Annotated in this window: 17 protein-coding genes; 11 read left to right on the top strand and 6 right to left on the bottom strand. The window is 65.3% G+C overall.

The genetic code is table 11. The annotated features are described in order from the left end of the window. The first annotated feature begins 24 nt into the window (after window positions 1-24). Together SB749_RS10935 and SB749_RS10930 are read left to right on the top strand one after the other, a co-directional pair. Window positions 25-897, top strand: a complete 873-nt coding sequence (locus tag SB749_RS10935) for a biotin--[acetyl-CoA-carboxylase] ligase (protein WP_410710351.1) — start codon at window positions 25-27, stop codon at window positions 895-897. Continuing rightward, a complete protein-coding gene (locus SB749_RS10930; RefSeq protein WP_410710350.1) occupies window positions 897-2,627 on the top strand; it encodes an adenylate/guanylate cyclase domain-containing protein in 1,731 nt (576 codons plus the stop codon). Before SB749_RS10935 ends, SB749_RS10930 begins: the two co-directional genes overlap by 1 nt. A gap of 137 nt (window positions 2,628-2,764) precedes the next feature. Here the strand turns inward: SB749_RS10930 and SB749_RS10925 are convergent, their stop codons facing one another. The 3 genes from SB749_RS10925 to SB749_RS10915 all read right to left on the bottom strand — a co-directional run bounded on the left by SB749_RS10925 (window position 2,765) and on the right by SB749_RS10915 (window position 9,179). Next, on the bottom strand, window positions 2,765-5,527 hold the full coding sequence (locus tag SB749_RS10925; RefSeq protein ID WP_410710349.1) for a DNA topoisomerase (ATP-hydrolyzing) subunit A: 2,763 nt from the start codon (window positions 5,525-5,527) through the stop codon (window positions 2,765-2,767). A gap of 147 nt (window positions 5,528-5,674) precedes the next feature. Continuing rightward, a complete protein-coding gene (locus tag SB749_RS10920) occupies window positions 5,675-6,229 on the bottom strand; it encodes a TetR/AcrR family transcriptional regulator (RefSeq protein WP_410710348.1) in 555 nt (184 codons plus the stop codon). Between the two features lie 277 nt (window positions 6,230-6,506). Further along, a complete protein-coding gene (locus SB749_RS10915; protein WP_410710347.1) occupies window positions 6,507-9,179 on the bottom strand; it encodes a GNAT family N-acetyltransferase in 2,673 nt (890 codons plus the stop codon). Between the two features lie 80 nt (window positions 9,180-9,259). Between SB749_RS10915 and SB749_RS10910 the strand changes: the two genes are divergently transcribed. The 9 genes from SB749_RS10910 (at window position 9,260) to manA (ending at window position 21,942) form a co-directional block, all read left to right on the top strand. Beyond that, the gene (locus tag SB749_RS10910; RefSeq protein ID WP_101546592.1) at window positions 9,260-9,847 is read left to right on the top strand and encodes a DUF5998 family protein; all 588 of its coding nucleotides are present in this window, start codon (window positions 9,260-9,262) and stop codon (window positions 9,845-9,847) included. After that, entirely contained in the window at window positions 9,847-11,037 is a 1,191-nt protein-coding gene (locus SB749_RS10905) for an alkaline phosphatase family protein (RefSeq protein WP_410710346.1), read from the top strand. Before SB749_RS10910 ends, SB749_RS10905 begins: the two co-directional genes overlap by 1 nt. Window positions 11,038-11,090: 53 nt before the next feature. After that, complete coding sequence (locus SB749_RS10900; RefSeq protein WP_410710345.1) at window positions 11,091-12,362, top strand: methyltransferase; 1,272 nt, start codon at window positions 11,091-11,093, stop codon at window positions 12,360-12,362. A 66-nt stretch (window positions 12,363-12,428) separates the two neighbouring features. Continuing rightward, the gene (locus tag SB749_RS10895; protein ID WP_410710344.1) at window positions 12,429-13,631 is read left to right on the top strand and encodes a 5-(carboxyamino)imidazole ribonucleotide synthase; all 1,203 of its coding nucleotides are present in this window, start codon (window positions 12,429-12,431) and stop codon (window positions 13,629-13,631) included. A 77-nt stretch (window positions 13,632-13,708) separates the two neighbouring features. After that, on the top strand, window positions 13,709-14,236 hold the full coding sequence (purE, locus tag SB749_RS10890; RefSeq protein ID WP_410710343.1) for a 5-(carboxyamino)imidazole ribonucleotide mutase: 528 nt from the start codon (window positions 13,709-13,711) through the stop codon (window positions 14,234-14,236). A gap of 38 nt (window positions 14,237-14,274) precedes the next feature. Then, window positions 14,275-15,423: an acyl-CoA dehydrogenase family protein gene (locus SB749_RS10885; protein WP_139470308.1), complete on the top strand. Its 1,149-nt coding sequence runs from the start codon at window positions 14,275-14,277 to the stop codon at window positions 15,421-15,423. A gap of 346 nt (window positions 15,424-15,769) precedes the next feature. Next, the gene (locus tag SB749_RS10880; protein ID WP_410710342.1) at window positions 15,770-17,290 is read left to right on the top strand and encodes an LCP family protein; all 1,521 of its coding nucleotides are present in this window, start codon (window positions 15,770-15,772) and stop codon (window positions 17,288-17,290) included. Between the two features lie 265 nt (window positions 17,291-17,555). Further along, complete coding sequence (locus SB749_RS10875; RefSeq protein WP_410710341.1) at window positions 17,556-20,330, top strand: NlpC/P60 family protein; 2,775 nt, start codon at window positions 17,556-17,558, stop codon at window positions 20,328-20,330. A gap of 292 nt (window positions 20,331-20,622) precedes the next feature. Beyond that, complete coding sequence (gene manA, locus SB749_RS10870; RefSeq protein ID WP_410710340.1) at window positions 20,623-21,942, top strand: mannose-6-phosphate isomerase, class I; 1,320 nt, start codon at window positions 20,623-20,625, stop codon at window positions 21,940-21,942. A 302-nt stretch (window positions 21,943-22,244) separates the two neighbouring features. On the opposite strand, the gene SB749_RS10865 is transcribed toward manA, so the two are convergent. From SB749_RS10865 to SB749_RS10855, 3 genes are read right to left on the bottom strand one after another with little or no spacing between them, the layout of a single operon-like run. Further along, entirely contained in the window at window positions 22,245-22,907 is a 663-nt protein-coding gene (locus tag SB749_RS10865) for a 3-oxoacid CoA-transferase subunit B (protein WP_410710339.1), read from the bottom strand. A gap of 12 nt (window positions 22,908-22,919) precedes the next feature. Continuing rightward, window positions 22,920-23,690 (bottom strand): CoA transferase subunit A, encoded by a 771-nt coding sequence (locus SB749_RS10860; RefSeq protein ID WP_410710338.1) that lies wholly within the window; start codon window positions 23,688-23,690, stop codon window positions 22,920-22,922. Continuing rightward, window positions 23,678-24,370, bottom strand: coding sequence for a hypothetical protein (locus SB749_RS10855; RefSeq protein ID WP_410710337.1), 693 nt, complete (start codon window positions 24,368-24,370; stop codon window positions 23,678-23,680). The genes SB749_RS10860 and SB749_RS10855 overlap by 13 nt, the downstream gene beginning before the upstream one ends. Window positions 24,371-24,395: the final 25 nt, after the last annotated feature.

Genomic DNA, 24,395 nt, shown 5'->3' with positions numbered 1-24,395 from the left:
ACCAAAAGAATCTAGAGTGGACTGGTGAACAGCCAACACAATTCCCTCCTCGTCGACGTCGACTCAGTGCGCCGCACCGTTGCGGACCGTGGTCTCTCGCTCCCGCCGCTGATCTGGGACGATATCTGTACGTCGACGAATGACGAACTTGCGCGAATGGTTCGAGAAGGAGCCGACGCCGGTTCGCCCGTGGCCGAATTCACCATCCGCGGCAGCGACTTCCAGAAGGCCGGGCACGGCCGACTGGGCCGGACCTGGACGGTGCCCGCCCGCCGGTCGCTGACGTGGTCGATTCTGCTCACACCCCCGCCCGGGTTCTCCCAGTGGGGATGGATCCCGCTCATCGCCGGTGAGGCCGTGCATTCCGCCGTCACCGAGGCGGGGGTGCCCGCCGCGATCAAATGGCCCAACGATGTGCTCACCGCCGAGGGCAGGAAGCTGTGCGGGATCCTCGCCCGCGTCGAACCCCTGGCCGGCGGACCGCAGATCGTGTTGGGGATGGGGCTCAACACCCGGTTGGAGCCTGCCGATCTGCCGCGCGAGGACGCGAGCTCACTGGCGATCGAAACCGGAGTCGACGGTTCAGAAATTGATCATGAAGCGTTGCTAGTCTCGATTCTCGGCACACTGATCCCCTGCTACAGAGAGCTGATCGACTATGGAGATGAGGATTTCCGCGACAGCCGCACAGCGCGGAGAGTGCGTGATCATATGGTGACGCTCGGATCGAGGGTTCGGGTGGAGAAGCCCGACGGTTCCGACATCATCGGCACCGCCACGGGCCTGGACACCGGAGCCGACCTCATCATCGACGATCGGGTGTGCTTAAGCGCCGGAGACGTCCACCACCTGCGTCCCGCCGCGTCCCCGACTGCTGCGGAGAGGAGCGAAGACTGATGGCGGTTTCGGACTTCACCGCCGGATTCGACATCGTCGAACCGGAGCGGCTGGGCACGCCCGAGGTCGGAGACGCCGCTGGCACCTCCGCGGAGGCTCGGCCGGCCGAAGCCGGCACTCAGTCGCACAGCGACACGCCCCGGTCCGCCGACGCGTCACAGTCGAATGCTCAGTCCCAGGCCGATGTCGCACCCCGATCGGAGACCGATGCCGCATCCTGGTCGGAGTCGGAGAGCCGGTCCGACCATGATTCTTCGCCGAGCCCGGATCCGAAGGACGACGGTGAGACCTCGTCGAGCGCCGAGGCGGACAACCGGTTCCCGGACACCCTCCCCGAGGAGGCAGCCGAGTCGAGTGCGGGAGATCCGTACGATGACGTCGACGGTGACGACGAGCCTGTCGGCGGCCTGACGGGATCCGCTCCTCAGGCAGGAGAGGTCGGCGCACAGCTGGCCGACGAACTGACGGCTGAGCACGGCGCTTCCTCCGCGGTCCCCGCGGAGCCTGCCGATGCTGATGCGGCCGATGCCGACCCGGACATGGATGTCGACGAGGACTTCTTCAGCGGACTGCGCGAGGACCCGCGCACTACAGCGCTGTCGATCATCGACGAGGACGACGCCGATGGAGCTTTCGACGCGGACGGTCCCGACTTCGACGACACGACCTATGAGACCCGAACCGCGGCCGAGCGACTCGAAGAGATCCTGCTCGAGGGCAAGCGCGTCCTCGACCGACGGGAGGCCGCGAAGCTCGGGGGGATCTCCACGGTCTCGGCCCGGAAGATGTGGCGGGCCCTCGGCATGTCCCAGGCGAAGCCGACGGACAAGGCCTACACCGTCAGCGATGCGCACGCCCTGCGGATCTGGGCCAAGCCCGTCGCCGACGGACTCATCGACCAGACCACCGCGCTGTCCCTGGCCCGGGCGATCGGACAGACGACGGACCGCCTCGTCGTCTGGCAGATGGAGACCCTCGTCGAATTCCTCACCGAGGAGAAGGGACTGACCGACCCCGAAGCACGCCGGGATGCCCTGGCCGTCGTCGAAGAGATGATCGACCCGCTGCAGAAGATGCTCACGTACTCCTGGCGGCGCAACCTCGCCGACGTCATGGGCCGTCTCAACGTCAACGTCTCCGACGGGCTGGCCATGGACAACCGGCAGGGCTGGTACGACTCCTCGATGCCGTTGGCCCGTGCCGTCGGATTCATCGACCTCGTCTCCTTCACCCGCCTTTCACAGAAGATGGAGCCACGGCAGCTGGCGGACATGGTCCAGGAGTTCCAGGGCATGGCCTACAACATCGTCGCCACCGGCGGCGGACGGGTCATCAAGACCGTCGGCGATGAAGTGTTCTTCGCCGCCTCGACACCGCTGGCCGGCGCCGAGATCGCCATGACGCTGATGGAGCGCGTCACCGCTGCCGAGGACCTGCCCCAGGCGCGCGTCGGCTTCGTCTGGGGCCGGGTGCTCTCCCGCCTCGGCGATATCTTCGGCTCCAGCGTCAACCTCGCCGCCCGGCTGACGGCGGTGGCCGATCCCGGAACGATCTTCACCGACGAGGAGACCGCGCGAGTGCTCTCGGCATCGGATGACTACGTCTTCGAACCGCGCGATTCGATTTCGCTGCACGGACTCGGCGAGACCGCCATTGGCGAGATGAAGCGCGGCACCGCAGCCAAGATGCGCCTCGACCTCGACGACGATCCCGAGAACTCAGACCAGTGACCGGCTGCACCGGCACCTGACAGCACAGGCGATCGACAGCGCAGCCCAGCACCGAGGTGCTGGGCTCAGCTGTCGATTCGGCCGACGGGCCGAGTGGTTCGCCGAAGCAGGGTCCTCCCTCAGGGCTGGCCCCGCGCTCAGAACAGGGCGGAGTCGTCGTCCTCGTCGTCATCGTCGTGGGAGACGATCACTGCGCCTTCGGTGTCGAACTTCGACCGCGCGATCTCGTCCTTGGCCTCATCGAGGTCGAGATCGAGCTCATCGAAACTCGTCGCCAGTCCCTGCTGCCCCCGCTGCTCCTTGCCTGCGGATCGCTTTCCGCTGGACTTCGGTTTCTTGTCTCCGGTGCCGGACGCAGAATCCGCGTCAGCCTCGGCGTCGGCTGATGCCTCAGCCGATTCGTCGCCGTCGGCCGCCGGGGAACGGTCGTGGGATTCGGCGCCGCCGAGGCGGGGCAGGGTGCCGATGACATCGATCTTCGACTCCAACGGTGATCCCGTCCCGTCGCGACGGGACAGTTCGGCCGGAAGCGTGCGGGCACCGCCGGCGGTGGCCGCAGCCTGCGGAGAGTCGCCGACCCAGGCCAGCGACAGTTCGGTTTCGCCCTTGAGGAACTTGTGGGCGCGCACCCCGGAGGTCGCGCGGCCCTTTGTCGGGAACTCGGAGAATTCGCTGACCTTGATCGACGAAGACGGGGCACCGTAGAAGTTCTCACCGCTGGCGATCGTGACGACCGCGAAGCTGCCGAGCTCGGCATCCGCGGCACCGTCCTCGTCGGTCTTCGCCGCCTTCGGGGTCATACCGAAGAAGATCACCTTCGCCTCGGCGGCCACCTTGATTCCGGCCACGCCCGAGGCGTTCCAGCCCTGTGCGCGCAGACCGGAGGCGTCGAAGGCGAGCAGCTGAGCATTCGAGGTCACGAACACGGAGAGGGAATCGTCGATGTCCTCGGGCTGGGCGACTCCGACGACGGAGTCCTTGCCCTTGAGGGTGATGGCTTCCCATTCGTTCTTGTTCGGCCGACCGGCCACCGACACGCGTTTGACGACGCCGTCGGCGGTGCCGAGAACGAACTCGCGGTCGAGGTCGACGAGACCGATGATCTTCTCGTTCTTCTCCAGCGCCGCATATTCGGCGATCTTCACACCGCCGGCGACATTGGGCCGCGCCGCGGCCGGCGGCAGGGCAGGCAGATCGACGACGTCGACCATGTGCAGTCGACCGGTGGTGGTGATGGCGCCGACCTTGCCCTGAGTGGTGGTGACGATCTCCGAGACCAGCGCGTCGTGGCTGGAGCGGCGACCCTCTCGTGCCAGCGGAGCGGCATCGGAAGTGCGCGCAATGCGTCCGGAGGTCGACAGCAGCACCCGGCAGGGAGAATCGGCGATCTTGAGGTTCGTCGGAGCCTTCTTGCCCTTGGCCGTCAGCTCCTTCATCGAGCCTTCGATGAGGACGGTGCGTCGCGGAGAGCCGATGACCTCGGCAGTGGACTCGAGTTCCGAGGCGACGAGTTCCCGCAGCTTCGCCTCATCGGCGAGCAGAGATTCGAGGTAGTCGATCGTCTTCTTCAGCTCGTCGCGTTCGGCTTCGAGTTCGAGACGCGAGAACTTCGTGAGTCGACGCAGCTGCAGATCGAGGATGTAGGTCGCCTGCAGCTCGGAGAGCTCGAAGACGTCCATGAGGCGGGTGCGGGCAGTGGCCGCATCGTCCGAGGAGCGGATGAGCTGTATGACCTCATCGATGTCGAGGATCGCAATGAGCAGACCTTCGACGAGGTGGAGCCGATCCTTGGCCTTGCGCAGCTGGAAGACCGTGCGCCTGCGCACCACGTCGATGCGATGGGAGAGGTAGACCATGAGCAGCTCGCGCAGTCCCAGGGTCCGCGGCTGTCCCTCGACAAGGCAGACGTTGTTGATGCTGAACGATTCCTCGAGGGGGGTCTGGCGGTAGAGCTCGGCCAGCACGGCCTCGGGGTTGAAGCCGTTCTTCACACCGATGACCAGACGCATGCCGTTCTTGCGATCCGAATAGTCATCGATCGAGGCGATTCCGGACAGCTTCTTCGCCCCGACCGCGTCCTTGACCTTCGATACGACCTTCTCCGGTCCCACGAGGTAGGGCAGCTCGGTGACGACGATTCCCTTGCGGCGGGCACTGATGTTCTCGATGGACACAGTGGCGCGGGTGCGGAACGTGCCGCGACCGATCTCATAGGCTTCGCGCACTCCGTCGAGGCCGATGATCCGCCCGCCGGTGGGCAGATCCGGGCCGGGGATGAAGCGCATGAGCTCCGAGAGTCCGGCATCGGGATTGCGGATGAGGTGGGCGCAGGCGGCGATGACTTCGCCGGGATTGTGCGGGGCCATGTTCGTGGCCATGCCGACGGCGATGCCCGAGGCGCCGTTGATGAGCAGATTCGGGAAGGCGCTGGGCAGGACCTCGGGCTGAGTGAGCGTGTTGTCGTAGTTCGGTACGAAGTCGACGACGTCTTCGTCGAGCCCGGCGATCATGTGCATCGACGCAGTCGTCAGTCGAGCCTCGGTGTAGCGCGGGGCAGCGGGACCATCGTCGAGGGAGCCGAAGTTGCCGTGGCCGTCGACCAGGGGCACACGCATGATGAAGCCCTGACTGAGGCGCACGAGGGCGTCATAGATCGCGGTGTCGCCGTGCGGGTGGAGCTTGCCCATGACATCGCCGACGATGCGGGAGGACTTCACATGTCCGCGGTCGGGGCGCAACCCCATATCGCCCATCTGGTAGACGATGCGACGCTGGACGGGTTTGAGGCCGTCCCTGGCGTCGGGCAGTGCGCGGGAGTGGATGACCGAGACCGCATATTCGAGGAACGAACTCTCCATCTCTGAGGAGACGTCGACTTCGATGACTCTGCCTTCGGGCATGGAACTCCTTTGACGCACGAACTGTTCGATTCGAACACCCGCCCCCGCCGAGGCCTGACCTCAGCGGGGGAGGGCACCCGTCGATTCTAGCGTTCGATTTGCGCTCTCCGGCTCAATCGAGCATTCCCGGAGGGTCCGTGTCGAAGTTCAGGCGCTTTCGCGGCTGCCGCGCAGCCACTGGAAGAACTCCCTCATATAGGCCTCGACATGTGCACGATCAGCCGTGCCGGCGACGAGTTCGCTGACCATCATGCCCGCGACCGAGCTGTTGACCCGCTCCGCGTACTCGGCGTCGATGCCGGCGAAGCGCATAATGAATTCCCTGATCGCACGGAGGTTCTTCTCCTTGGCGATCACTGCCTCCGGCGGCAGCGCCGGATCCAGGCTGAGCATCATCATCGTGTAGAACCGATTGCGATCCGTGGTCAGCCAGTTCATGCAGAAGTCGATGGCGACCTCGATCGCGTCCGCGCCCGGAGCGCGCATCAGCTCCGGCAGACGCTCGAGCTGCTGGGAGTTGAGTTCTCCGATGCGCTCCATGATTCCGGTGACCAGGGCATCGCGGGTGCGGTAGACATTCGAAGTCGACCCCACCGGCAGTTCGGCCAGTGCATCGACTGCCCGATGGGTGAGCCCGCGGACTCCTTGTTCGGCGACTACGGCGATCGCGGAGTCGGTGACGACGTCTCTGCGCGAAATCATGACTGTGAGGCCTCGCTCTCATGGGACACCCGCTGACCGCGAATGCCTGGGACGGTGGATGACCAGTGACTGGTCACAGACAATGGCCGCCGGAGCGGCCACTCATTAAAACACGAATTCATAACATTTCGTGGTGAACGGATACAGACACTACCTGTCAAGTCTGCGAATTGGTATAGGACGCGCCAATATGCCGCTGTGACAGTGAAATTCGAAGACGGCCTGCGGCGGGTGTGGATTCTCCTTTCAGCTGGGAGCGTCTCCGCACCGAACCGTCTCAGCTCAGCAGGCGACGGGTGCTGTCGATGCGGGTGGGGTCGGGCAGCAGATCGACACGGGCGCTGAGCACATGCCCCTCGGTCTCCGTGGCGATCATCGGATGGATGACGAGTTCGAGGATCTGCGGATGACGTTCGACGAGCACCGAGAGCCTTTCGAGGACGTCGATGAGCGGGTCGATGTTCATCGGCGGAAGACCGCGGTAGCCGAACAGGCGCGGGGAGGCCTTGACCGTGCGGATCATGTCTTCGGCCTCCCGATCCGTCAGCGGCGCGACCCGGTGCGAGACGTCGCCGAGCAGCTCGGTCGTGTCCCCGGCCAGAGAGAAGGACAGCAGCGGTCCGAGGAGGGGGTCCTCGCCGGCGCGGATGACACACGGGACACCGTGGGGGGCCATGGCCTGAACGTCGACGAGGGGCTCGTCGTCGCCGATCACCTGCGTGATGATCCGCTGCACGGCAGCGAAGTCCTCGGCCAGTTCTTCGGGCGAATCGATGTTCAGGCGCACCCCGCCGAGCTCCATGCGGTGCCGGAGCACGTTCGTCACCGCCTTCAGCGCCACGGGATAGCCGATCTTCTCGGCGGCGGCGAGCCCCTCGTCGACCGAGGAAGCAGCGATATAAGGCAGGACCTCGATCCCGTAGGCGCGGAGCAGCTCTCTCGTGGCATCGCGTTCGATGCGAACCGGTGTGCCCAGCGGCGCCCCGTCGAGAGCCGAATCGATGATCGAACGCACCGCTTTGTCGTCGATGTCGTCGAGTTCGACGTACCGACCGTGGTCGGCGGCGCGCCAACGCGAGTAGTCTGTCGCCCTGGCCAGCGCCCACACGGCATCCTCCGGGCCGATGTAGCTAGGCACCGTGCGGGAGACGCGGTTGCCGTCCTGGTCCTTGAGGTAGCTGGTCAGTTCGTCGCGGACACCTTGAATGCCGAGGAAGCAGGCCACAGTGGTCTTCTCCGACTGTGCGGCGGCCTCGGACAGCAGCGCGGCGATCTCCGACTCCTCAGCTCCCGCCGACGGGGTGAAGGTGACGATGACCGAGTCGACGTCGTCGCGGGCATACATCGCATCGAGTTCGGTCCGGAAGGTCTCCGCATCGACCTCGGGGTGCAGGGACACGGGCTCGGTGTCGACGCGCAGACCTTCGGAACGGGCGCGCTGCATGATCAGGGTGCTCATCGCCGCGGAGTTGCCGATGACACCGACCCGGCGGCCCGCCGGCAGCTTCTGGGTCGAGAACACCTGGGTGAGGTCGAAGAGCTGGTGGATCGTATCCGCGCGGATCACTCCCGCCTGCTCGAGCACCTGGTCGAGGGTGTTCGGCGCCAGCGACGAGGTGCGCACGATATGCCCGGGCGGCAGCTCCCGCCCCGTGAGGTCGGACTTGATGACGACGACGGGTTTGACGCGGGAGACTCGACGGGCGATGCGCGAGAACTTGCGCGGGTTGCCGATGGATTCGAGGTAGAGGCCGACGGTCTGCGTGGCCGGATCCTCCTCCCAGTACTGGAGGAGGTCGTTGCCTGAGAGGTCGGCACGGTTGCCTGCGGAGACGAAGGTGGAGATTCCCAGTCCGCGGGTCTTCGCTGCCGCGAGCAGGGCGGTGCCGAGGGCTCCGGACTGACTGAAGAGCCCGAGCGTTCCGGAAGCCGGGAGGAACGGGGCCAGAGAGGCGTTGAGCGAGATCTCGGCGGCCTCGTTGACCAGTCCGAAGGAGTTCGGCCCGACCACGCGCATTCCGTAGGCGCGGGAGGTTGCGACCATACGGCGCTGGAGTTCGGCCCCTTCGGGACCGGTCTCGGCGAATCCGGAGGAGATGACGAGCACGGCTTTGACCCCGTGCACGGCACAGTCCTTGACCACCTCGGTGACGGATTCGGCGGGCACGGCGATGACCGCGAGGTCGGCCTTGCCCGGCAGATCGGCGAGGCTCGGATAGGCCTGGACGCCGGCGATCTGATCGGCTTCGGGGTGGACGACCCACAGGTCGCCGGTGAACTTCGCGGCCGTGATGTTGCGGATGAGCAGATGGCCGGTGGAGTTGCGTTTGCGGCTGGCGCCGATCACCGCCACCGAGGCGGGGTGGAGGACCATGCGCACGCTCAGGGCCTCGGCCCTGTGTTCCCTGGAGGCCTGGACTTCGATGGACCGTGCCGTGGGATCGATGTCGAACTTCACGGCCACGACACCGTCATCGAACCCGCGGGAGACCTCGTAGCCGGCGGCCTGGAAGACCTGCAGCATCGACCGGTTCTGGGGCAGCACCTCGGCGGTGAAGCGCTGGATCCCCGATTCGCGCGCGGCCGCGGCCAGGTGCTCCAGCAGGATCGAACCGACGCCGCGACCCTGGTGGGCGTCGGCGATGTTGAACGCCACCTCGGCGTCGGTGTCGCTGATCCGATCGAAGCGGCCGACGCCGATGATGTCGTCGCCGATGAGCATGATCAGCGCAACTCGGTCGTGGTGGTCGACGGTGACGAAGCGGTCGAGGTCGCGTTTGGGAAGCCGGGGCAGCGGAGCGAAGAAGCGCAGATAGACGGACTCCGGCGATTGGGCCTCGTGCATGCGGGCCAGAGCAGCGGAATCGTCAGGGGTGATCGGGCGAAGGTGGGCGGTGCCGCCGTCGCGGAGGACGACATCGGCTTCCCACCCGGCAGGATAGTCTTCCATGGTCCCAGCATATGCGTCGGGCGTCCGGATATGGCCGACCTCGCTGGGACAAGTCAGAGGAGTGGGGCACAATGGTGGGCATGGCATTACCCGAAGTTCTCGTTCACGATCTGCAGTCGGCCGGCTACTATCCCCAGCTCACTCAGGGCATCCTCGCCGACTCGCTCTACGACGAACCGGTCTTGGCCCACTTCGTCCACATCGACACTCATGTCGACATCGAATCCATCCACCGGCATGTCACCGCCTTCGTCCTCACCGAGACCCGCCTCCTGCTGGCTCACGTCGATGACGATCCGAACGCGGAACCCGGCGCCAAACCCCGCGCCGTCACGAGCAGCGAGGACATCGAACTCGATCGCCTGGGCACCGTGATGGTCGGCCGCACCTTCGCCGATCCGGCCGCCTACAAGCCCGGTGACAAGCCCGTCGAAGTTTCGCTGACCATGTCGTGGGGTGCGTCGAAGCGCATCGAGGCCTTCCCCGAGACCTGCGGAGATCCCAACTGCATGGGCGATCACGGATACGGCGGATCGATCTTCGCCGAGGATGTCATGCTCCGGGTCTCGGCCGAGGCCGAAGGGCAGGCCGCCGTCGACAGAATGGCCGACTTCGCCGGGAAGCTGCGCGCCGCAGTCTTCCATGCCCGGCTGCGGTCGCGCCGCTGATGAGCGAGGACTCGACGAGTCAAAAGCAGCAGGACCCATCCGGTGCTGAGCCCTTGGGGCCCCCGGACTATGCGGGTCCCATGCTCTCCGATGTCGTTCCCGCCGCGGCGCTGAGCCTCGGTGCGGCCGACGCCCTCGATGCGCCGATGTCCGATCGTGCACGATCGCTCGGACTCGACCGGGAGTCCCGGGCGACGATCGTCGTGCTCATCGACGGTCTCGGGGAGCAGCAGCTGCGCCGCTACAGCGGATACACTCCCTTCTTCCGCTCGCAGGCCGGAACACGCCGTACCCTGTCCGCCGGATTCCCGTCGACGACGGCGAACTCTCTGTCGTCGTTGGCCACGGGCCGCCTGCCCGGCGCCCACGGCGTGGTCGGCTACCGCGTCCTCGACCCGGAGAAGGACGCGGTGTTCAACCAGCTGACGTGGAACCTCGACGTCGACCCCGTCGCCTGGGTCCCCGATGCGACGCTCTTCGAACGCCTCGCCGATGCCGGAATCGATGTGGTCAGCCTCGGAGAGAAGAAGTTCGCCGGACGCGGCCTCAACCGGGCCTCGCTGCGCGGCGGCAGATTCCGGGACTCGAAGACCCTGGAGGAGCGCTGTGCCCAGGCCCTCGCCGAGGCGAGGGCTCCGGGGCGCCGCCTCGTCTATCTCTATTGGGGCAATCTCGACAAGACCGGTCATGTGCACGGTGCGGATTCCGCCGCCTGGACCGAAGAACTCGAACGCGTCGATCTGGCCCTGTCCCGACTCGCCTCCGACCTGCCGCACGACGCGACCATGCTCATCACCGCCGACCACGGCATGGTCGACGTCGACCACGAACGCCGTTTCGACCTCGCTGAACTCCCTGAGCTCAAGGCCGGCCTGCGCCACGTCGGCGGAGAGCCGCGCGCACTGCATCTCTACGCCGCTGAGGGCGCGGAGGCGGACGTGCTCTCGGTCTGGCACGAGACGCTCGGCGACCGCGGGCTCATCCTGCCGAAGGCCTCGGCGATCGACCGCGGCTATTTCGGTCCAGTCGCCCCGCACGTCTATCCGCGGATCGGGGATTTCCTCGTCATCTGCACCGATGGCTTCGCCGTGGTCGATTCGGACGTGGAATCCGCCTCGGCGCTGGCCCTCATCGGTCACCATGGTTCCACCACGGAGCAGGAGCTGCAGATCCCGCTGCTCGTCGTGTGAGCGGTGCAGACTGCAGCTGAGATGACCCACTACCGACCTTCTGGGAGCACCCGTTGACGACGATCCGCTGGACCGAGGACGGCATCGGCCGCGCAGCCGACTGGCATTCGGAGAACGGGGCGCCGCCTCCCGCGACTGTGCAGATCATCGGAGACGAGACAACCGCCGACGAAGCCTGCCGATCGGCACGCGCCGGAGTGGGACTGCTGTGGCGCGGAGACTTCCACAATGGCCGTCAACTCGTGCAGGCGATGAGCCGTCGGCTCAGGGGCGACCGAGGCGGAAACCGTGAAGCCACCGGGGGTCGACGTTCCGGCGGCCGTCGCGGCGGCCGGGGCCGATCCCGCGACAGACGGGGCAGAGACCAATTCGTGGGATCCGGGGACAGTGATGGCCCTGCTCTCGACCCCGCTCTGGCATTCTTCGCCGAACGTGACGCCATCGAGCAGCGGGCCCGGCTGCTCGGCAGAGTCGTCGTCGAGCTCGGCCCTAACTTCGACCTCGCGCTGCGCCGTGCCCCCGACGTCGCCGCGGCCTGCCGCGCCGCCTACGGCCCGGCCGACGGACCGGTCTGCGTGTCGCTGACCGAACTCGGCGGAGTGCTCAGCGCTTATGAATGGCAGCTGCGAGGAGTCGAGATCCCGGCTCTGGGCGATTCCGTCCATCCGCGCTACGGCGTCTTCTCGCCTGTGCGGGGAGAGTACCTCGATCTCGTCGCGCAGACGCCCCTGCCGTGGGCAAGGAAGGCCGGTTCGGTTTCGCCCGGCACGGATTCCGCGCAGCCGACCGGCACCGCATTCGACCTCGGAACGGGGACCGGAGTCCTCGCCGCGATCCTGCTGCGGCGCGGTGCTGCGACAGTGGTGGCCACCGACATCAACCCGCGCGCCGTCGCCTGCGCCAGTGAGAACCTCGACCGTCTCTGTCCGGGTGCCGATGTGAGCGTGATCGAGGCCGACCTGTTTCCGCCTGGTCGTGCCGACCTCATCGTGTGCAATCCGCCGTGGCTGCCGGCCCAGCCGACCTCGGCACTCGAGATCGGCATCTACGATCCGGACTCCGCTGTCCTCCATCGCTTCATCGAGAGGCTGACCGACCACCTCACACCGGCTGGGGAGGGATGGCTGATCATCTCCGACCTCGCCGAACGATTGGGCCTCCGGCCCTCAGGTGAGCTCCGCGAACGCATCGAGGCGGCAGGACTGCGCGTGCTCGAACGCATCGACACTGTGCCCCGCCATCCCCGCGCCGCTGATACCGCCGACGCGCTCCACGCTGCCCGCAGCGCCGAAGTGACCTCACTGTGGCGGCTGGGACTGAGATGAGCTGCCGACCGCTCGGCCGATCCACGATATGACCGCAGTCGATCCGCGACTGGCGCGGAAGATAGGATGGAGAGCGTGACTTTTCCTCGAATCGGTGTCATTGGCGGCGGTCAACTGGCACGCATGCTCGCCCCCGCCGCAGAAGCTCTCGGCGTCCGCTTCTCCGTTCTTGCGGAGACCGCCGACGCCCCCGCCACACAGGTCATCAACGAGGTGACCGTCGGTGACTATACGGACTATCCGACGCTCAAGGCCTTCGCCGAGACCGTCGACGTCATCACCTTCGACCACGAACACGTCCCACCGGAGCACCTGCAGGCCCTCGTCGAGGCCGGACACGCTGTGCGCCCCGGACCCGATGCCCTCATCTTCGCCCAGGACAAGATCCGGATGCGCAGAAGGATGGACGAACTCGGTCTGCCCAACCCCGCATGGGCGGAGATCACCTCGGCAGCCGATGTCGAAGAGTTCGCCGCTCGCGTCGGATACCCCTTCATCCTCAAGACGCCCCGCGGAGGCTATGACGGCAAGGGAGTGCGCGTCATCGACAGCCTCGACGAGGCCGTCGAGTGGCTGAACGAGGTGCCCCAGCTGCTCGCCGAGGAGAAGGTCGACTTCACCCGGGAGCTCGCCGTCATGGTCGGTCGGTCCCCGATGGGGCAGACCGCGGTGTGGCCGGTCGTCGAGACCTGGCAGCAGAACGGCGTGTGCAAGGAGGCCATCGCCCCGGCTCCCGATCTGGCTGATGAGAAGGCGCGGGCCATCACCGAAGCGATCCTCACCGTCGCCGGCACCCTCGAAGTCACCGGCGTCATGGCGATGGAGATGTTCGAGACGGCCGAGGGCTTCCTCATCAACGAATTCGCGATGCGTCCGCACAATACCGGGCACTGGACCCAGGACGGAGCGGTGACGAGCCAATTCGAGCAGCACCTCCGTGCGGTCCTCGACCTTCCGCTCGGCAGCCCCGCGGCACGGGAGGACGTGTCCGTGATGGTCAACATCCTCGGCGCCGATCACGAGGACCTCTATCAGCCGTACCTGCACGTCATGGCTCATGATCCGGCGGTCAAGGTCCACCTCTACGGCAAGGGAGTGCGCCCGGGCCGGAAGGTCGGCCACGTGAATGCCTACGGCGACGATCGGCAGCTTGTGCTCGCCCGTGCGCGGCATGCCGCCGATTTCATCGCCGGCGTCGACGTCGATCCGCATCCGCAGATGCCCACTCCGGAGAACCTCCGGGCCGAGGACGAACCCGGCGCACGCTGAGTCCCGGCCCGACTGCACCCCGGACCCACCCGACACCCATCCGCGGGTGTCAACCGCCTGCAACGAAGGAAGCACAGATGACCACAGCGAATGAAGGCTCCACTGACACGGCGGCTCCGGTCGGCATCGTCATGGGTTCGGACTCGGACTGGCCGACGATGAAAGCCGCCGCCGACGCCCTCGACGAACTCGGCATCGAATCGAGCGCCGAGGTGGTCTCTGCCCACCGCATGCCAGAGGACATGGTCGACTGGGCGAAGTCCGCGGCCGCTCGAGGCGTCCGGGTGATCATCGCCGGAGCCGGGGGAGCGGCCCATCTGCCCGGAATGATCGCGTCGATGACCTCGCTTCCGGTCATCGGAGTCCCCGTGCCCCTGAAGTACCTCGACGGAATGGACTCGCTGCTGTCCATCGTGCAGATGCCCGGAGGGGTTCCCGTGGCCACCGTTTCGATCGGCGGCGCCAAGAACGCCGGCCTGCTGGCGGCGCGCATCCTCGGGGCCGGTCAGGGCGCCGAAGCCGAGGCTGTGCGCACGCGTCTCGACGACTATCGGAGCCAGCTGCGGCAGGTCGCTCTCGACAAAGGCCGGACACTGCAGGAATAATAGGGCTTGCTGAACGTTTGATAAGTCTGAGGAGAATGATGTTCGACCTGTACCAGCCCAGCGAAGAGCACGAAGAGATCCGCGCCGCGGTCCGCAACGTCGTCGAGAAGAAGATCGCGCCGTTCGCGGCCGAGGTCGACGCGGACTCCCGCTACCCGCAGGAGGCGCACGACGCCCTCGTCGAGACGGACTTCTTCGCCGCGCACATCCCCGAAGAGTACGGGGGCATGGGCGCTGATGCGCTGGCAGTGGCGATCATCATCGAAGAGGTCGCACGCGGCTGTGTCTCGTCCTCGCTCATTCCGGCTGTGAACAAACTCGGCAGCATGCCCGTCCAGCTCGGCGGCAGCGAAGAGATCAAGAAGAAGTACTTCCCGTCCGTGGCCGCCGGAGAAGCCGGATTCTCCTACGGGCTGTCCGAGCGCGAAGCCGGATCCGACACCGCATCGATGAAGACCCGCGCCGAACGCGACGGCGACGACTGGATCCTCAATGGTGTCAAGACCTGGATCACCAACGCCGGAGAATCCGAGTACTACACGGTCATGGCCGTGACCGACCCCGACGGAGCCCGTGGACGCAACATCTCCGCCTTCGTCGTCGAGAAGTCCGATGAGGGCTTCACCTTCGGTGAGAAGGAGCGCAAGCTCGGCATCAAGGGCTCGCCCACCCGCGAGCTCCTCTTCGACAATGTCCGCCTGCCCGGCGACCGCATCGTCGGTGAGCCCGGGGAAGGGCTGAAGATCGCCCTGCGCACCCTCGACCACACCCGAGTCACGATCGCAGCGCAGGCCGTCGGCGTCGCCCAGGGCGCGCTCGACTACGCCCTGGCCTACGTCAAGGATCGGCAGCAGTTCGGCAAGTCGATCGCCGATAATCAGGCGATCCAGTTCATGCTCGCCGATATGGGCATGAAGCTCGAGGCCGCACGCCAGCTGACCTACACGGCTGCCGCCAAGAGCGAACGCGGTGATGAGGACCTCACGTACTTCGGCGCCGCGGCGAAGGCCTTCGCCTCCGATGCCGCAATGGAGATCACCACTGACGCCGTGCAGCTGCTCGGCGGTGCCGGCTACGTCGTGGACCACCCGGTCGAGCGGATGATGCGCGATGCGAAGATCACGCAGATCTACGAAGGCACCAATCAGATCCAGCGCATGGTGATGGGACGCAAACTCCTCGCCTGAACCGGGTCCGAGGTCTGAGCTGCCGGCCGCACATGGTCAAGGCCGCTCGGTGTCGGTCGGTCCGCTTCGAACGGGCGCTGCGGATTCCCCAGACGGGAGTCTGCAGCGTCCGTTCTTCTGTCTGTGAAGAATCGCACACGCGACGAATCCGACATGCGCGGCGCGGATGTGCCGGAATCGATGGTTCTCACGCGACACAATAGGTGAACACAGTGGACTCTGAAGTCTCTTTGGCACAGTTGTCTGCTGTGGACATCCGCTGGGGCGATGCGACCTGTGTGTGGCCACCCGCGGACGTCGATGTCGGAAGCAGTCCGTGAGCAGAGCCCGAAGCGAAGGGAAGTCAGTGGCCGAAACGAGATATGTGGACCCGATCCGCCACCCGTCGTATGCTTCGCAGCCGACGCGTGATGTGCGGGCGTGGCTTCTGCTGCTCGTCACGGCTCTCGTGCCCGGGGGAGTGCAGCTGCTCTTCGGTCACCGCCGCTGGGCGAAGATCTCTCTGTCGATCACCGCCATCAGCTGGATCCTGGCCCTGATCGCTGGTGTGATCGTCCTCATCAGCCGGACGTTCCTCTTCACCATCGGCACGAACCCCTTCATCCTCACCTTTCTGACCATCTGGGTGCCCATCATCGCGATCAACTGGGCGGTGTGCCTGTTCGACACCCTGCGCCGCATCCGGATCGTCACGATCTCCCGAAGGGCCCGCAAACGCTTCGTGGCGGCCTTGTGTGCCCTCCTGCTCATCGTCGTGGGCCCCTTGGCCTGGGGGACGACGATCCTCAACTCGCAGCGCGGACTGATGAGCGACCTGTTCGCCTCCGGCAAAGCACTCAAACCCGTCGACGGCCGATACAACATCCTGCTGCTGGGTTCGGACGCCGGAAAAGGGCGGACGGGAATCCGTCCGGACTCGCTGTCGCTGGTCTCGATCGATGCGAAAACCGGCAAATCCGTCATCATCGGCCTGCCTCGAAATATGGAGAACGTGCCGTTCCCCGATGACTCTCCGCTGCACAAGCACTACCCGCAGGGATACAACTGCGGCGACGAATGTCTGCTCAACGCCGTCTTCCAGCAGGGCGAGCAGCACAAGGACGAGTTCGAGGACCCGAAGACGGCCGGCGAGCAGGCGACGATGGATGCGGTCTCGGGTGCCACCGGACTCGAGGTCCAGTACTATGCGATGATCAACCTCAAGGGATTCGAGAACCTCATCGACTCCCTCGGCGGAATCACTCTCGTCTCCGGCAAGCGAGTGCCGATCTCGTCGAAGGTCGATCCGAACACGGGCGAGCACGGGCCGGTCAAGGGATGGATCGAACCGGGCAAACAGAAGCTCGACGGCTTCCACGCGCTGTGGTTCGCCCGCTCCCGAGAGTTCTCCAGCGACTACGAGCGGATGGTCCGCCAGCGCTGCGTGCAGACAGCGATGGTCAAACAGCTCGACCCGGCCACCGTGCTCACCCGCTACCAGTCGATCGCGAAAGCCACTCCGGGGGCCGTGTCGACGGACATCCCCTCGTCTCAGGTGGACTCGTTCGTCGACCTCGCGCTCAAGGTGAAGTCGCAGAAGATCGAGTCCGTCGACCTCACCCCGCCGCGCATCACTCCATCACAGCCCGACTTCGATGTGGCACATCAGCTGGTAGCCGATAAGATCGAGGAGTCGTCGAAGTCCTCCGAAGAGGACAAAGGCGCGTTCTCGGTTCCCGGAAGCGACCTGTCAGCCGCTGCCGGAGTCGATGCGGGACTCGATCCGAACCCCGGTTCAGGGCCGCAGCTGCTTGCACAGGGTGCCGGTGACACCTCTGCTGACAACGGCGAAGAAGCCGACGCAAAGGCGATCTGCTACGTGCCGTGAGGCGCCGCTGTGGGGTCGGTCGTGATGAGGCCAATGACCGAATCGGTCGATCCCATGACGATTCCGGGAAAATCTTTTGCTCGGTGTGTCCCTTGCCAGTACTGGGAACCACACTCGTGTAATTAGAATATTCTGCTCTGTGGCTAGTCTGACACGCCGAAAATGTGTAACAATTTTGAGATGTTGGGGTTGCCCACCGTTCTGCCAACGGTGAAGGGGACCTCGAGGCCTGAACTTCCCTGTCTTCCTCGAAAAGGCTGTAACGATGAAATATCTATTGCCCACTGTTGCGGGCTGCGCTTCTATTGCGCTGGTCGGCACCTTAGCGGTCACGGCACCGTCGGCTTCCGCAGCCACGACGTCGCCTGATGTGTCCAAAGAGGCGCTGAACGTCAGCAAAGAGGGACTCAACGTCCCCGGTGCCCGCGATTCCAGTGATTCCACCGCCACTGCCGCCAACCAGAGCGCCACGAGCAATCTGCCGAATATCTTCAAGTCGCAGACTGCCCTGGCCTCGGCCAAGGTGCCCGATATCGTCAACGCTTCGGCGTCGGCATCTGCGGCTTCGGTCAACAACGTCTCCGCCGGACTGACCTCCGGAGCCGACGAGGCCGCGCCGTCCGAGGGATCGGCTCCGTCTGAGACCGAGCAGACTCCTGCCGAGGGCGCAGAGACCGAGACCCCGAAGTCCGAGGACGAGGACGCGAAGGATTCGTCCGACGAGTCGAAGACCGAGGGCGAAGACGACATCTCCGGTTCGGTCCGTCAGAAGACCGAAGACGGAGTGAACATCGCGCTCATCTCCGATGTCCTCGACGTTCCCGCGAACAACCCGAGCCTTGTCGGCTTCACCTTCTCCGAGTCGAAGTCCAATATCCGCATCCAGGTCCGCACCAAGCAGGGTTCTGAATGGGGCAATTGGGACACCCTCGACGAAGAGCAGCAGGAAGAAGCCCAGAACAAGGGTTCGGAACCGATGACGGTGTCGAACGCTTCCGCTGTGCAGATGCGCATCCTCGGTGACTCCGCACCGAGCGAGGCCGAACTCGTCCTCGTCGATCCGAAGCGGGACGCCGGCGACGCTCAGGCCGTCGCCGAGAACGATCCCGTCGAGCTCGACGATCAGGTCAGCGGCGACTCCGCCGGTGCTGAATCCGCGCCGGAGCAGTCGACCGAGGACTCGACCGACGCCGAGGCGGCATCCGCAGAGAATGTCGACGCGGCCGCCGGTGCGACGGTGACCAACCAGAACTACGTACCCGGATCGTCGTCGGTGGACACCGTGGCGAAGAAGGTGTCGAAGCCGAAGATCGGCTCGCGCAGCTCGTGGGGTGCCAAGGCCTACCGCGGCAGCCCCGACTACGCCAGCGGCATCAAGCAGGCCGTGGTCCATCACACCTCCGGCTCGAACAGCTACTCGGCCGCCGACGTTCCCGGAATCATCCGCGGTATCCAGGCCTACCACCAGCAGGGCCGCGGCTGGAACGACATCGGATACAACGTCGTGGCAGACAAGTACGGCCGCCTCTGGCACGCCCGCGGCGGTGACGTCGAGAAGGCCGTCATCGGCGCCCACGTCGCCGGACACAACACCGGAACCTTCGGCATCTCCGTGCTGGGTACCTACAACAGCGCGGCCCCGCCGAAGAAGACACGCGATGCCGTCGCTTCGGCGATCGCCTGGAAGTTCTCGATCAACGGAATCTCCAAGGCGACGAAGTCGAACCTCGTCGGCCACCGCGATCTGGGACAGACCGACTGCCCCGGTGACGCCTTCTACGCCAAGCTGGGTGAGATGCGCTCGACGGTCAATTCGATCCTGAAGACCGGCGAACAGCCCAGCGACAGCAAGGACGACGACAAGTCCAAGGACGACGACAAGAAGACCGAGAAGCCGAAGGCAAAGACCTCGATCGAGAAGTACGCCGAGAAGAACAAGCTCGGCAAGGCTCTCGGCAAGGAATACGACGTCAAGGGCGTTTCTGGTGCCAAGGCACAGAAGTTCGAGAAGGGCACTGTCTACTGGTCCAAGAAGACCGGTGCCTACCACCTGTCCGGAGCGATCGCTTCGGCGTACAAGGGCGATGCAGTCACCGACTTGGGGCTGCCCACCTCTGCGGAGAAGGGCGGCCTCAAGGGCGGGGGCGTCGCACAGCGCTTTGAGAAGGGCTCGTTCTACTGGTCGAAGAACACCGGCGCTCACTACACCTCCGGCACCATCATGAAGTACTGGGGTGACAAGGGGACCGTCAAGGGTCACCTCGGTTACCCCAAGTCGGACGTGGTCTACAAGAAGGGCCGCGGTGAGCAGCTCTTCGAAGGCGCACGTCTGGTCTGGGCCGAAGGCTACGGAACCACCGAGTTCTCTCCCAAGGGTTCGATCGCCGGCGGAGTCAGCGACGACAATGCTCCGGGCGGTACACCGCCGCCGGGAGACGATTCCACCGATGACAAGTCGCCTGCAGACTCCGGGGAAGGTTCTGCAGACGACAAGGACTCGAAGGACGACAAGTCCAAGGATGACTCCAAGAAGGACGATAAGTCCAAGGACGATTCGAAGAAGGACGACAAGTCCAAGGACGATTCCAAGAAGGATGACTCCAAGAAGGACGACAAGTCCAAGGACGATAAGAAGAAGGACGACGACAAGAAGAAGGACAAGCCGTCCAAGGCCGAGAAGATCGCGGCCCAGCGTGCGTCCATCATCAAGGATGCGAAGGCCAACCTCGGCGTCAAGTACGTCTGGGGCGGCACCTCGCCGAAGTCCGGCTGGGACTGCTCGGGTTACACCCAGTACGTCTATGGCAAGAACGGCATCAAGCTGCCGCGCACGACCAGTCAGCAGCGTTACGCCGGCAAGGAGATCTCGCTCAAGGACGCCAAGGCCGGCGACCTGATCTGGATCCCCGGTCATATCGGAATCATCTCCGAGACCAAGGGCCAGATGTACGATGCCGGCTCGACGCGGACGAACACGACGAAGCGCAGCTACAGCTGGATGCTGAACCGTGGAGCCAAGGTCATCCGCGTAGTCGGCTGACACCAGGTATCGAGGACAGGGCGTACAGCGCCTGCCGGCCAGTGCCCCGAGGGCGATCCCATTGTGTGGATCTCCCTCGGGGCACTGTCTGGTTTCCCGGACGATTCCGGAGGCGGCAGAGACCGGGCCATATGTATCTGCGCAGGTGACAAGCGGTGAATAGATTGTGACTTCGGCTGAACAGTCAGTGAAGTGCCAACCCCGGCCACGACAGCCGGGCTAGGCTGGACTGAGCACAACCGGAGAACACCGGATGTGAATCCGACTCGATCCTGTCAAAAGGGGGCCCGCAGTGCATCGTCTGCACAACACGGTCAAGAAGTTCGAATGGGGCAGCACCGACGCGATTCCCGCGATCCTCGGCACAGTCCCGGACGGCACCCCCTGCGCGGAACTCTGGCTCGGAGCCCACCCGGTCAGCCCCTCTCGACTCGACGTCGGGCACACGCCGTCCCAAACTCCGCTGGAACGGCAGAACCGCCTCGGCGGGCAGCAGACGACGGGCGGCGTGGCGACCGAGACCGAGCCTCGGCTCGGACCCAACCTCATCGAGTACCTGGCGGGGGACCCTGAAGGTCTGCTCGGCCATGACTCCCTCGACTCTTTCGGAGCGCGACTGCCGTTCCTGCTCAAGGTGCTCTCGGCGAGCAAGGCTCTGTCGATCCAGGTGCACCCGAACCGCGAACAGGCCCGGGCCGGGTTCGCCGCCGAGGAAGCGGCCGGACCGGCGCTGGACGCTCCCGACCGGAACTTCAAGGACGCCTCGGCGAAACCGGAGCTCATCTACGCACTCACCGACTTCCACGCGCTCACGGGATTCCGCCCGCGCAAGGCCGTGCGAGCCACGTTCGAACGGATGCTCTCCCAGCCGCTGACTCCGCAGTCCCTGGACGTGCTCGGAGCGATCATCGCAGCGCTGAAGTCCTTCAGCGAATCCAAGGCGCTGTCTCGCGTCGTCGAAATCATCCTCAGCGATCCGCGGACGCCCGGGCTCGTCGACGAGGTCGCCGCCCACGGGATCGACGAACTGCCGGTCGGACACATCAGCCGGTCAGGCAGTGCGGTCGACCCAGCGCAGACATTCTGCGAACTCGTCACCGACTATCCCCATGACCCTGGCGCGCTGGTCGGACTCATGCTCAACCGAGTTCACCTGCAGCCGGGAGAAGCGCTGACCATGGACGCCGGAGTGCTGCATGCCTACCTCTTCGGAACCGGCATCGAGATCATGGCCTCGAGCGACAACGTCGTGCGCGGCGGGCTGACCTCGAAGCACGTCGACATCGAACAGCTGTCGAAGATCACGGAGTTCCGCGCCGGTGCACCTCGGATGGTCGAACCCGATCACTCGGGAATGCTGCTGGGACCCACCGATGACTTCGCTCTGCAGGCACTGCGGTGCCCGCGCACGACGACGGTGGAACGGCGCGGTGCGGCGATCGTGCTGTGCACCGCGGGAATTGTCACACTCAGCTCGCTCGGCTCGACGCTCACCCTCGAACGTGGGCAGAGTGCCTTCATCGCGGCCAACGAACCGACGGTGACGGCCGATGGCCACGGCGATGTGTTCGTGGCGACCACCGGACTGAATTCCGGAGCTACCGGCCGCTGAATCTGTCTGCTGTCTCACCCCTGCGAACCGGAGCGCAGGCTCCCTCAAACAAGCTTGTTGGGTCGATCCACGGCGATTTCTTCAACGAAACCACCGTGGGTCGACCCAACAATCTGTGTTTCCAACGGTGTCAAGCAATGTCCGACGCCACTGACGGACGAATCCGGTGTTCGGCGCCCGCGAATACCGGCGCGCTGACGGCAGAACACAGAACAGTGGTCACGGCCGGATGCTTCTGAGTTCTCAGAGAGCATCCGAACGTGACCACTTCTCACGCAGTGCCTCGGCCGATCACCTCGGAATCAGGCGGCGACCTCGATGGTGGGGACGTCGGCGGGGACGAGCACCTCGGCGCCGGTCTTCTCTTTGACTTCGTCGACGGCCACGCCCGGGGCGAGTTCGACGAGGGTGAACGCGTCACCGCTGACGTCGAGCACGGCGATATCGGTGATGATGCGCTCGACGACGCCCTTTCCGGTCAGCGGCAGTTCGCACGACTTCAACAGCTTGTGCGAACCGTCCTTGGCGACATGGTCCATGATGACGATGACGCGCTGGGCACCGTGCACGAGGTCCATTGCGCCGCCCATGCCCTTGACCATCTTGCCCGGGATCATCCAGTTCGCGATGTCGCCGTTCGTGGCCACCTGCATGGCGCCGAGGATCGCGGCGTTGATCTTGCCGCCGCGGATCATCCCGAAGCTCGCCGCCGAATCGAAGTACGCGGCGCCCGGGTTCATCGTGACGATCTCCTTGCCCGCGTTGATGAGGTCGGGGTCGATCTCATCCTCGGTCGGGTACGGGCCGACGCCGAGCAGGCCGTTCTCCGACTGGAGCACGAGGTGGACACCCTCGGGTAGGAAGTTCGGTACCAGGGTCGGCATGCCGATGCCGAGGTTGACGTAGCTGCCGTCTTCGAGTTCCTGGGCGGCACGGGCCGCCATCTGATTGCGTGTCAATGACATTTCTGTGTCTCCTCAGGCTTCTCGTACGGTGCGCTTCTCGATGGGCTTGTCCGCCACCTGTTCGGGCGTCAGCGGCACCACGCGGTGGACGAAGACGCCAGGCACGTGGACCATGTCCGGGTCGATCTCGCCGGGTTCGACGAGCTTTTCGACCTCGGCGATGGTGATGCGAGCCGACTGTGCGGCCGGGGGATTGAAGTTCCGTGCCGAGGAGTGGAAGACGAGGTTGCCGTGCCGGTCACCGATGGCGGCGCGGACAAGTGCGTAGTCGGGAGCCAGTGACTTCTCGAGGACGTATTCCTTCTCTTCTCCGAAGGTGTCGAAGACCTTCGTCTCCTTGGCCGGAGATTCCTTGACGACGTTGCCGTCAGAGTCGTACTTCCAGGGCATGCCGCCCTCGGCGACCTGCGTCCCGGCGCCCGTGATGGTGAAGAAGCCGGGGATGCCGGCGCCGCCTGCGCGCAGCTTCTCCGCCAGGGTGCCCTGCGGAGTGAGTTCGACCTCCAGTTCACCGGAGAGGTACTGACGGGCGAATTCCTTGTTCTCGCCGACGTAGGAGGCGATGATGCGGCGGAGTCGTCCGTCGGCGAGCAGAATGCCCAGTCCGCGGCCGTCGACGCCGGCGTTGTTCGAGATCACCTCGAGGTCTTTGGCTCCCTGGTCCTGGAGAGCCCGAATGAGGAATTCGGGCACGCCCACGACACCGAAGCCGCCCACGGCGATCGATGATCCATCTGCAATGTCGGCCACCGCTGCTGCGGGGGTATCAACTACTTTGTCCATGTGCCCAGTGTGCCATGGACCACTCCCAGCCCGGCGGCCAGGTCCGTGATGCGAGCATCGTCGACTCTGTTGGTGAGCAGGACCTCACCACCGCCGAGGAGGTGCTGCAGAAAGCGCGGCCACTCGCCCGGCAGCGGGGTCGAGTTCGAGGCGAGCAGTCCCTGCGGACGGGCTGCGTCGGTCGACTCGGACTTCGTCCAGTCGATGACCTGACCGTCCACTTCGAGGATTCCCGAAGCGTCGAGGCGGCGCGCAGCGACATCGGGGTAGGCGCGGATGGCGGAATTGACGTCGACGAAGTCGGCATCGACCGGAGTGCTCAGCGCCAGGGCCGGGGGATTGAAGACGAAGACCTCGACGGCGTCGGACACCTGGTCATCATCCTCGTGGCCGAAGGGAACGAGGGCCATGAAGTCCTCGTCCGGTGCCTCGTTCGCGATGACGACGCGGCCCCCGGCCAGCAGGACACTGAGGACAGAGACGAGTTCGCGCCAGTGCAGGCCCTCTGGCAGAGGAGCGAAGAGAGTGAACTCCGGTCCGAGGTCGTAGTCGCCGAAGAGGCCGACTCCCTTATTCACCCAGTTCGAGACGACCGGGCCGGTGAGGTCGAGGCGATCGAAATCGGGTCCGCGCCAGATGAGGACGGGCCCGCCGGTGCGCGCGATGACTGAGAGATCCATATCCGCTTCCATGATTGTGTTCCGA

Source organism: Brevibacterium sp. SIMBA_078 (assembly GCF_046534565.1).
GTDB lineage: Bacteria > Actinomycetota > Actinomycetes > Actinomycetales > Brevibacteriaceae > Brevibacterium.
The sequence above is the reverse complement of the archived record's forward strand: the minus strand, read 5'-3'. Positions and strand labels throughout refer to the sequence as shown.

Bases quoted from the DNA above. Each gene is read 5' to 3' on its own strand.
- purE (WP_410710343.1), top strand. From the start codon at position 13,709: ATGACCACAGCGAATGAAGGCTCCACTGACACGGCGGCTCCGGTCGGC.
- SB749_RS10910 (WP_101546592.1), top strand. From the start codon at position 9,260: ATGGCATTACCCGAAGTTCTCGTTCACGATCTGCAGTCGGCCGGCTAC.
- SB749_RS10895 (WP_410710344.1), top strand. From the start codon at position 12,429: ATGGAGAGCGTGACTTTTCCTCGAATCGGTGTCATTGGCGGCGGTCAA.
- SB749_RS10920 (WP_410710348.1), bottom strand. From the start codon at position 6,229: ATGATTTCGCGCAGAGACGTCGTCACCGACTCCGCGATCGCCGTAGTC.
- SB749_RS10865 (WP_410710339.1), bottom strand. From the start codon at position 22,907: ATGTCATTGACACGCAATCAGATGGCGGCCCGTGCCGCCCAGGAACTC.
- SB749_RS10925 (WP_410710349.1), bottom strand. From the start codon at position 5,527: ATGCCCGAAGGCAGAGTCATCGAAGTCGACGTCTCCTCAGAGATGGAG.
- SB749_RS10875 (WP_410710341.1), top strand. From the start codon at position 17,556: ATGAAATATCTATTGCCCACTGTTGCGGGCTGCGCTTCTATTGCGCTG.
- SB749_RS10930 (WP_410710350.1), top strand. From the start codon at position 897: ATGGCGGTTTCGGACTTCACCGCCGGATTCGACATCGTCGAACCGGAG.
- SB749_RS10860 (WP_410710338.1), bottom strand. From the start codon at position 23,690: ATGGACAAAGTAGTTGATACCCCCGCAGCAGCGGTGGCCGACATTGCA.
- SB749_RS10905 (WP_410710346.1), top strand. From the start codon at position 9,847: ATGAGCGAGGACTCGACGAGTCAAAAGCAGCAGGACCCATCCGGTGCT.
- SB749_RS10855 (WP_410710337.1), bottom strand. From the start codon at position 24,370: ATGGATCTCTCAGTCATCGCGCGCACCGGCGGGCCCGTCCTCATCTGG.
- SB749_RS10915 (WP_410710347.1), bottom strand. From the start codon at position 9,179: ATGGAAGACTATCCTGCCGGGTGGGAAGCCGATGTCGTCCTCCGCGAC.
- SB749_RS10885 (WP_139470308.1), top strand. From the start codon at position 14,275: ATGTTCGACCTGTACCAGCCCAGCGAAGAGCACGAAGAGATCCGCGCC.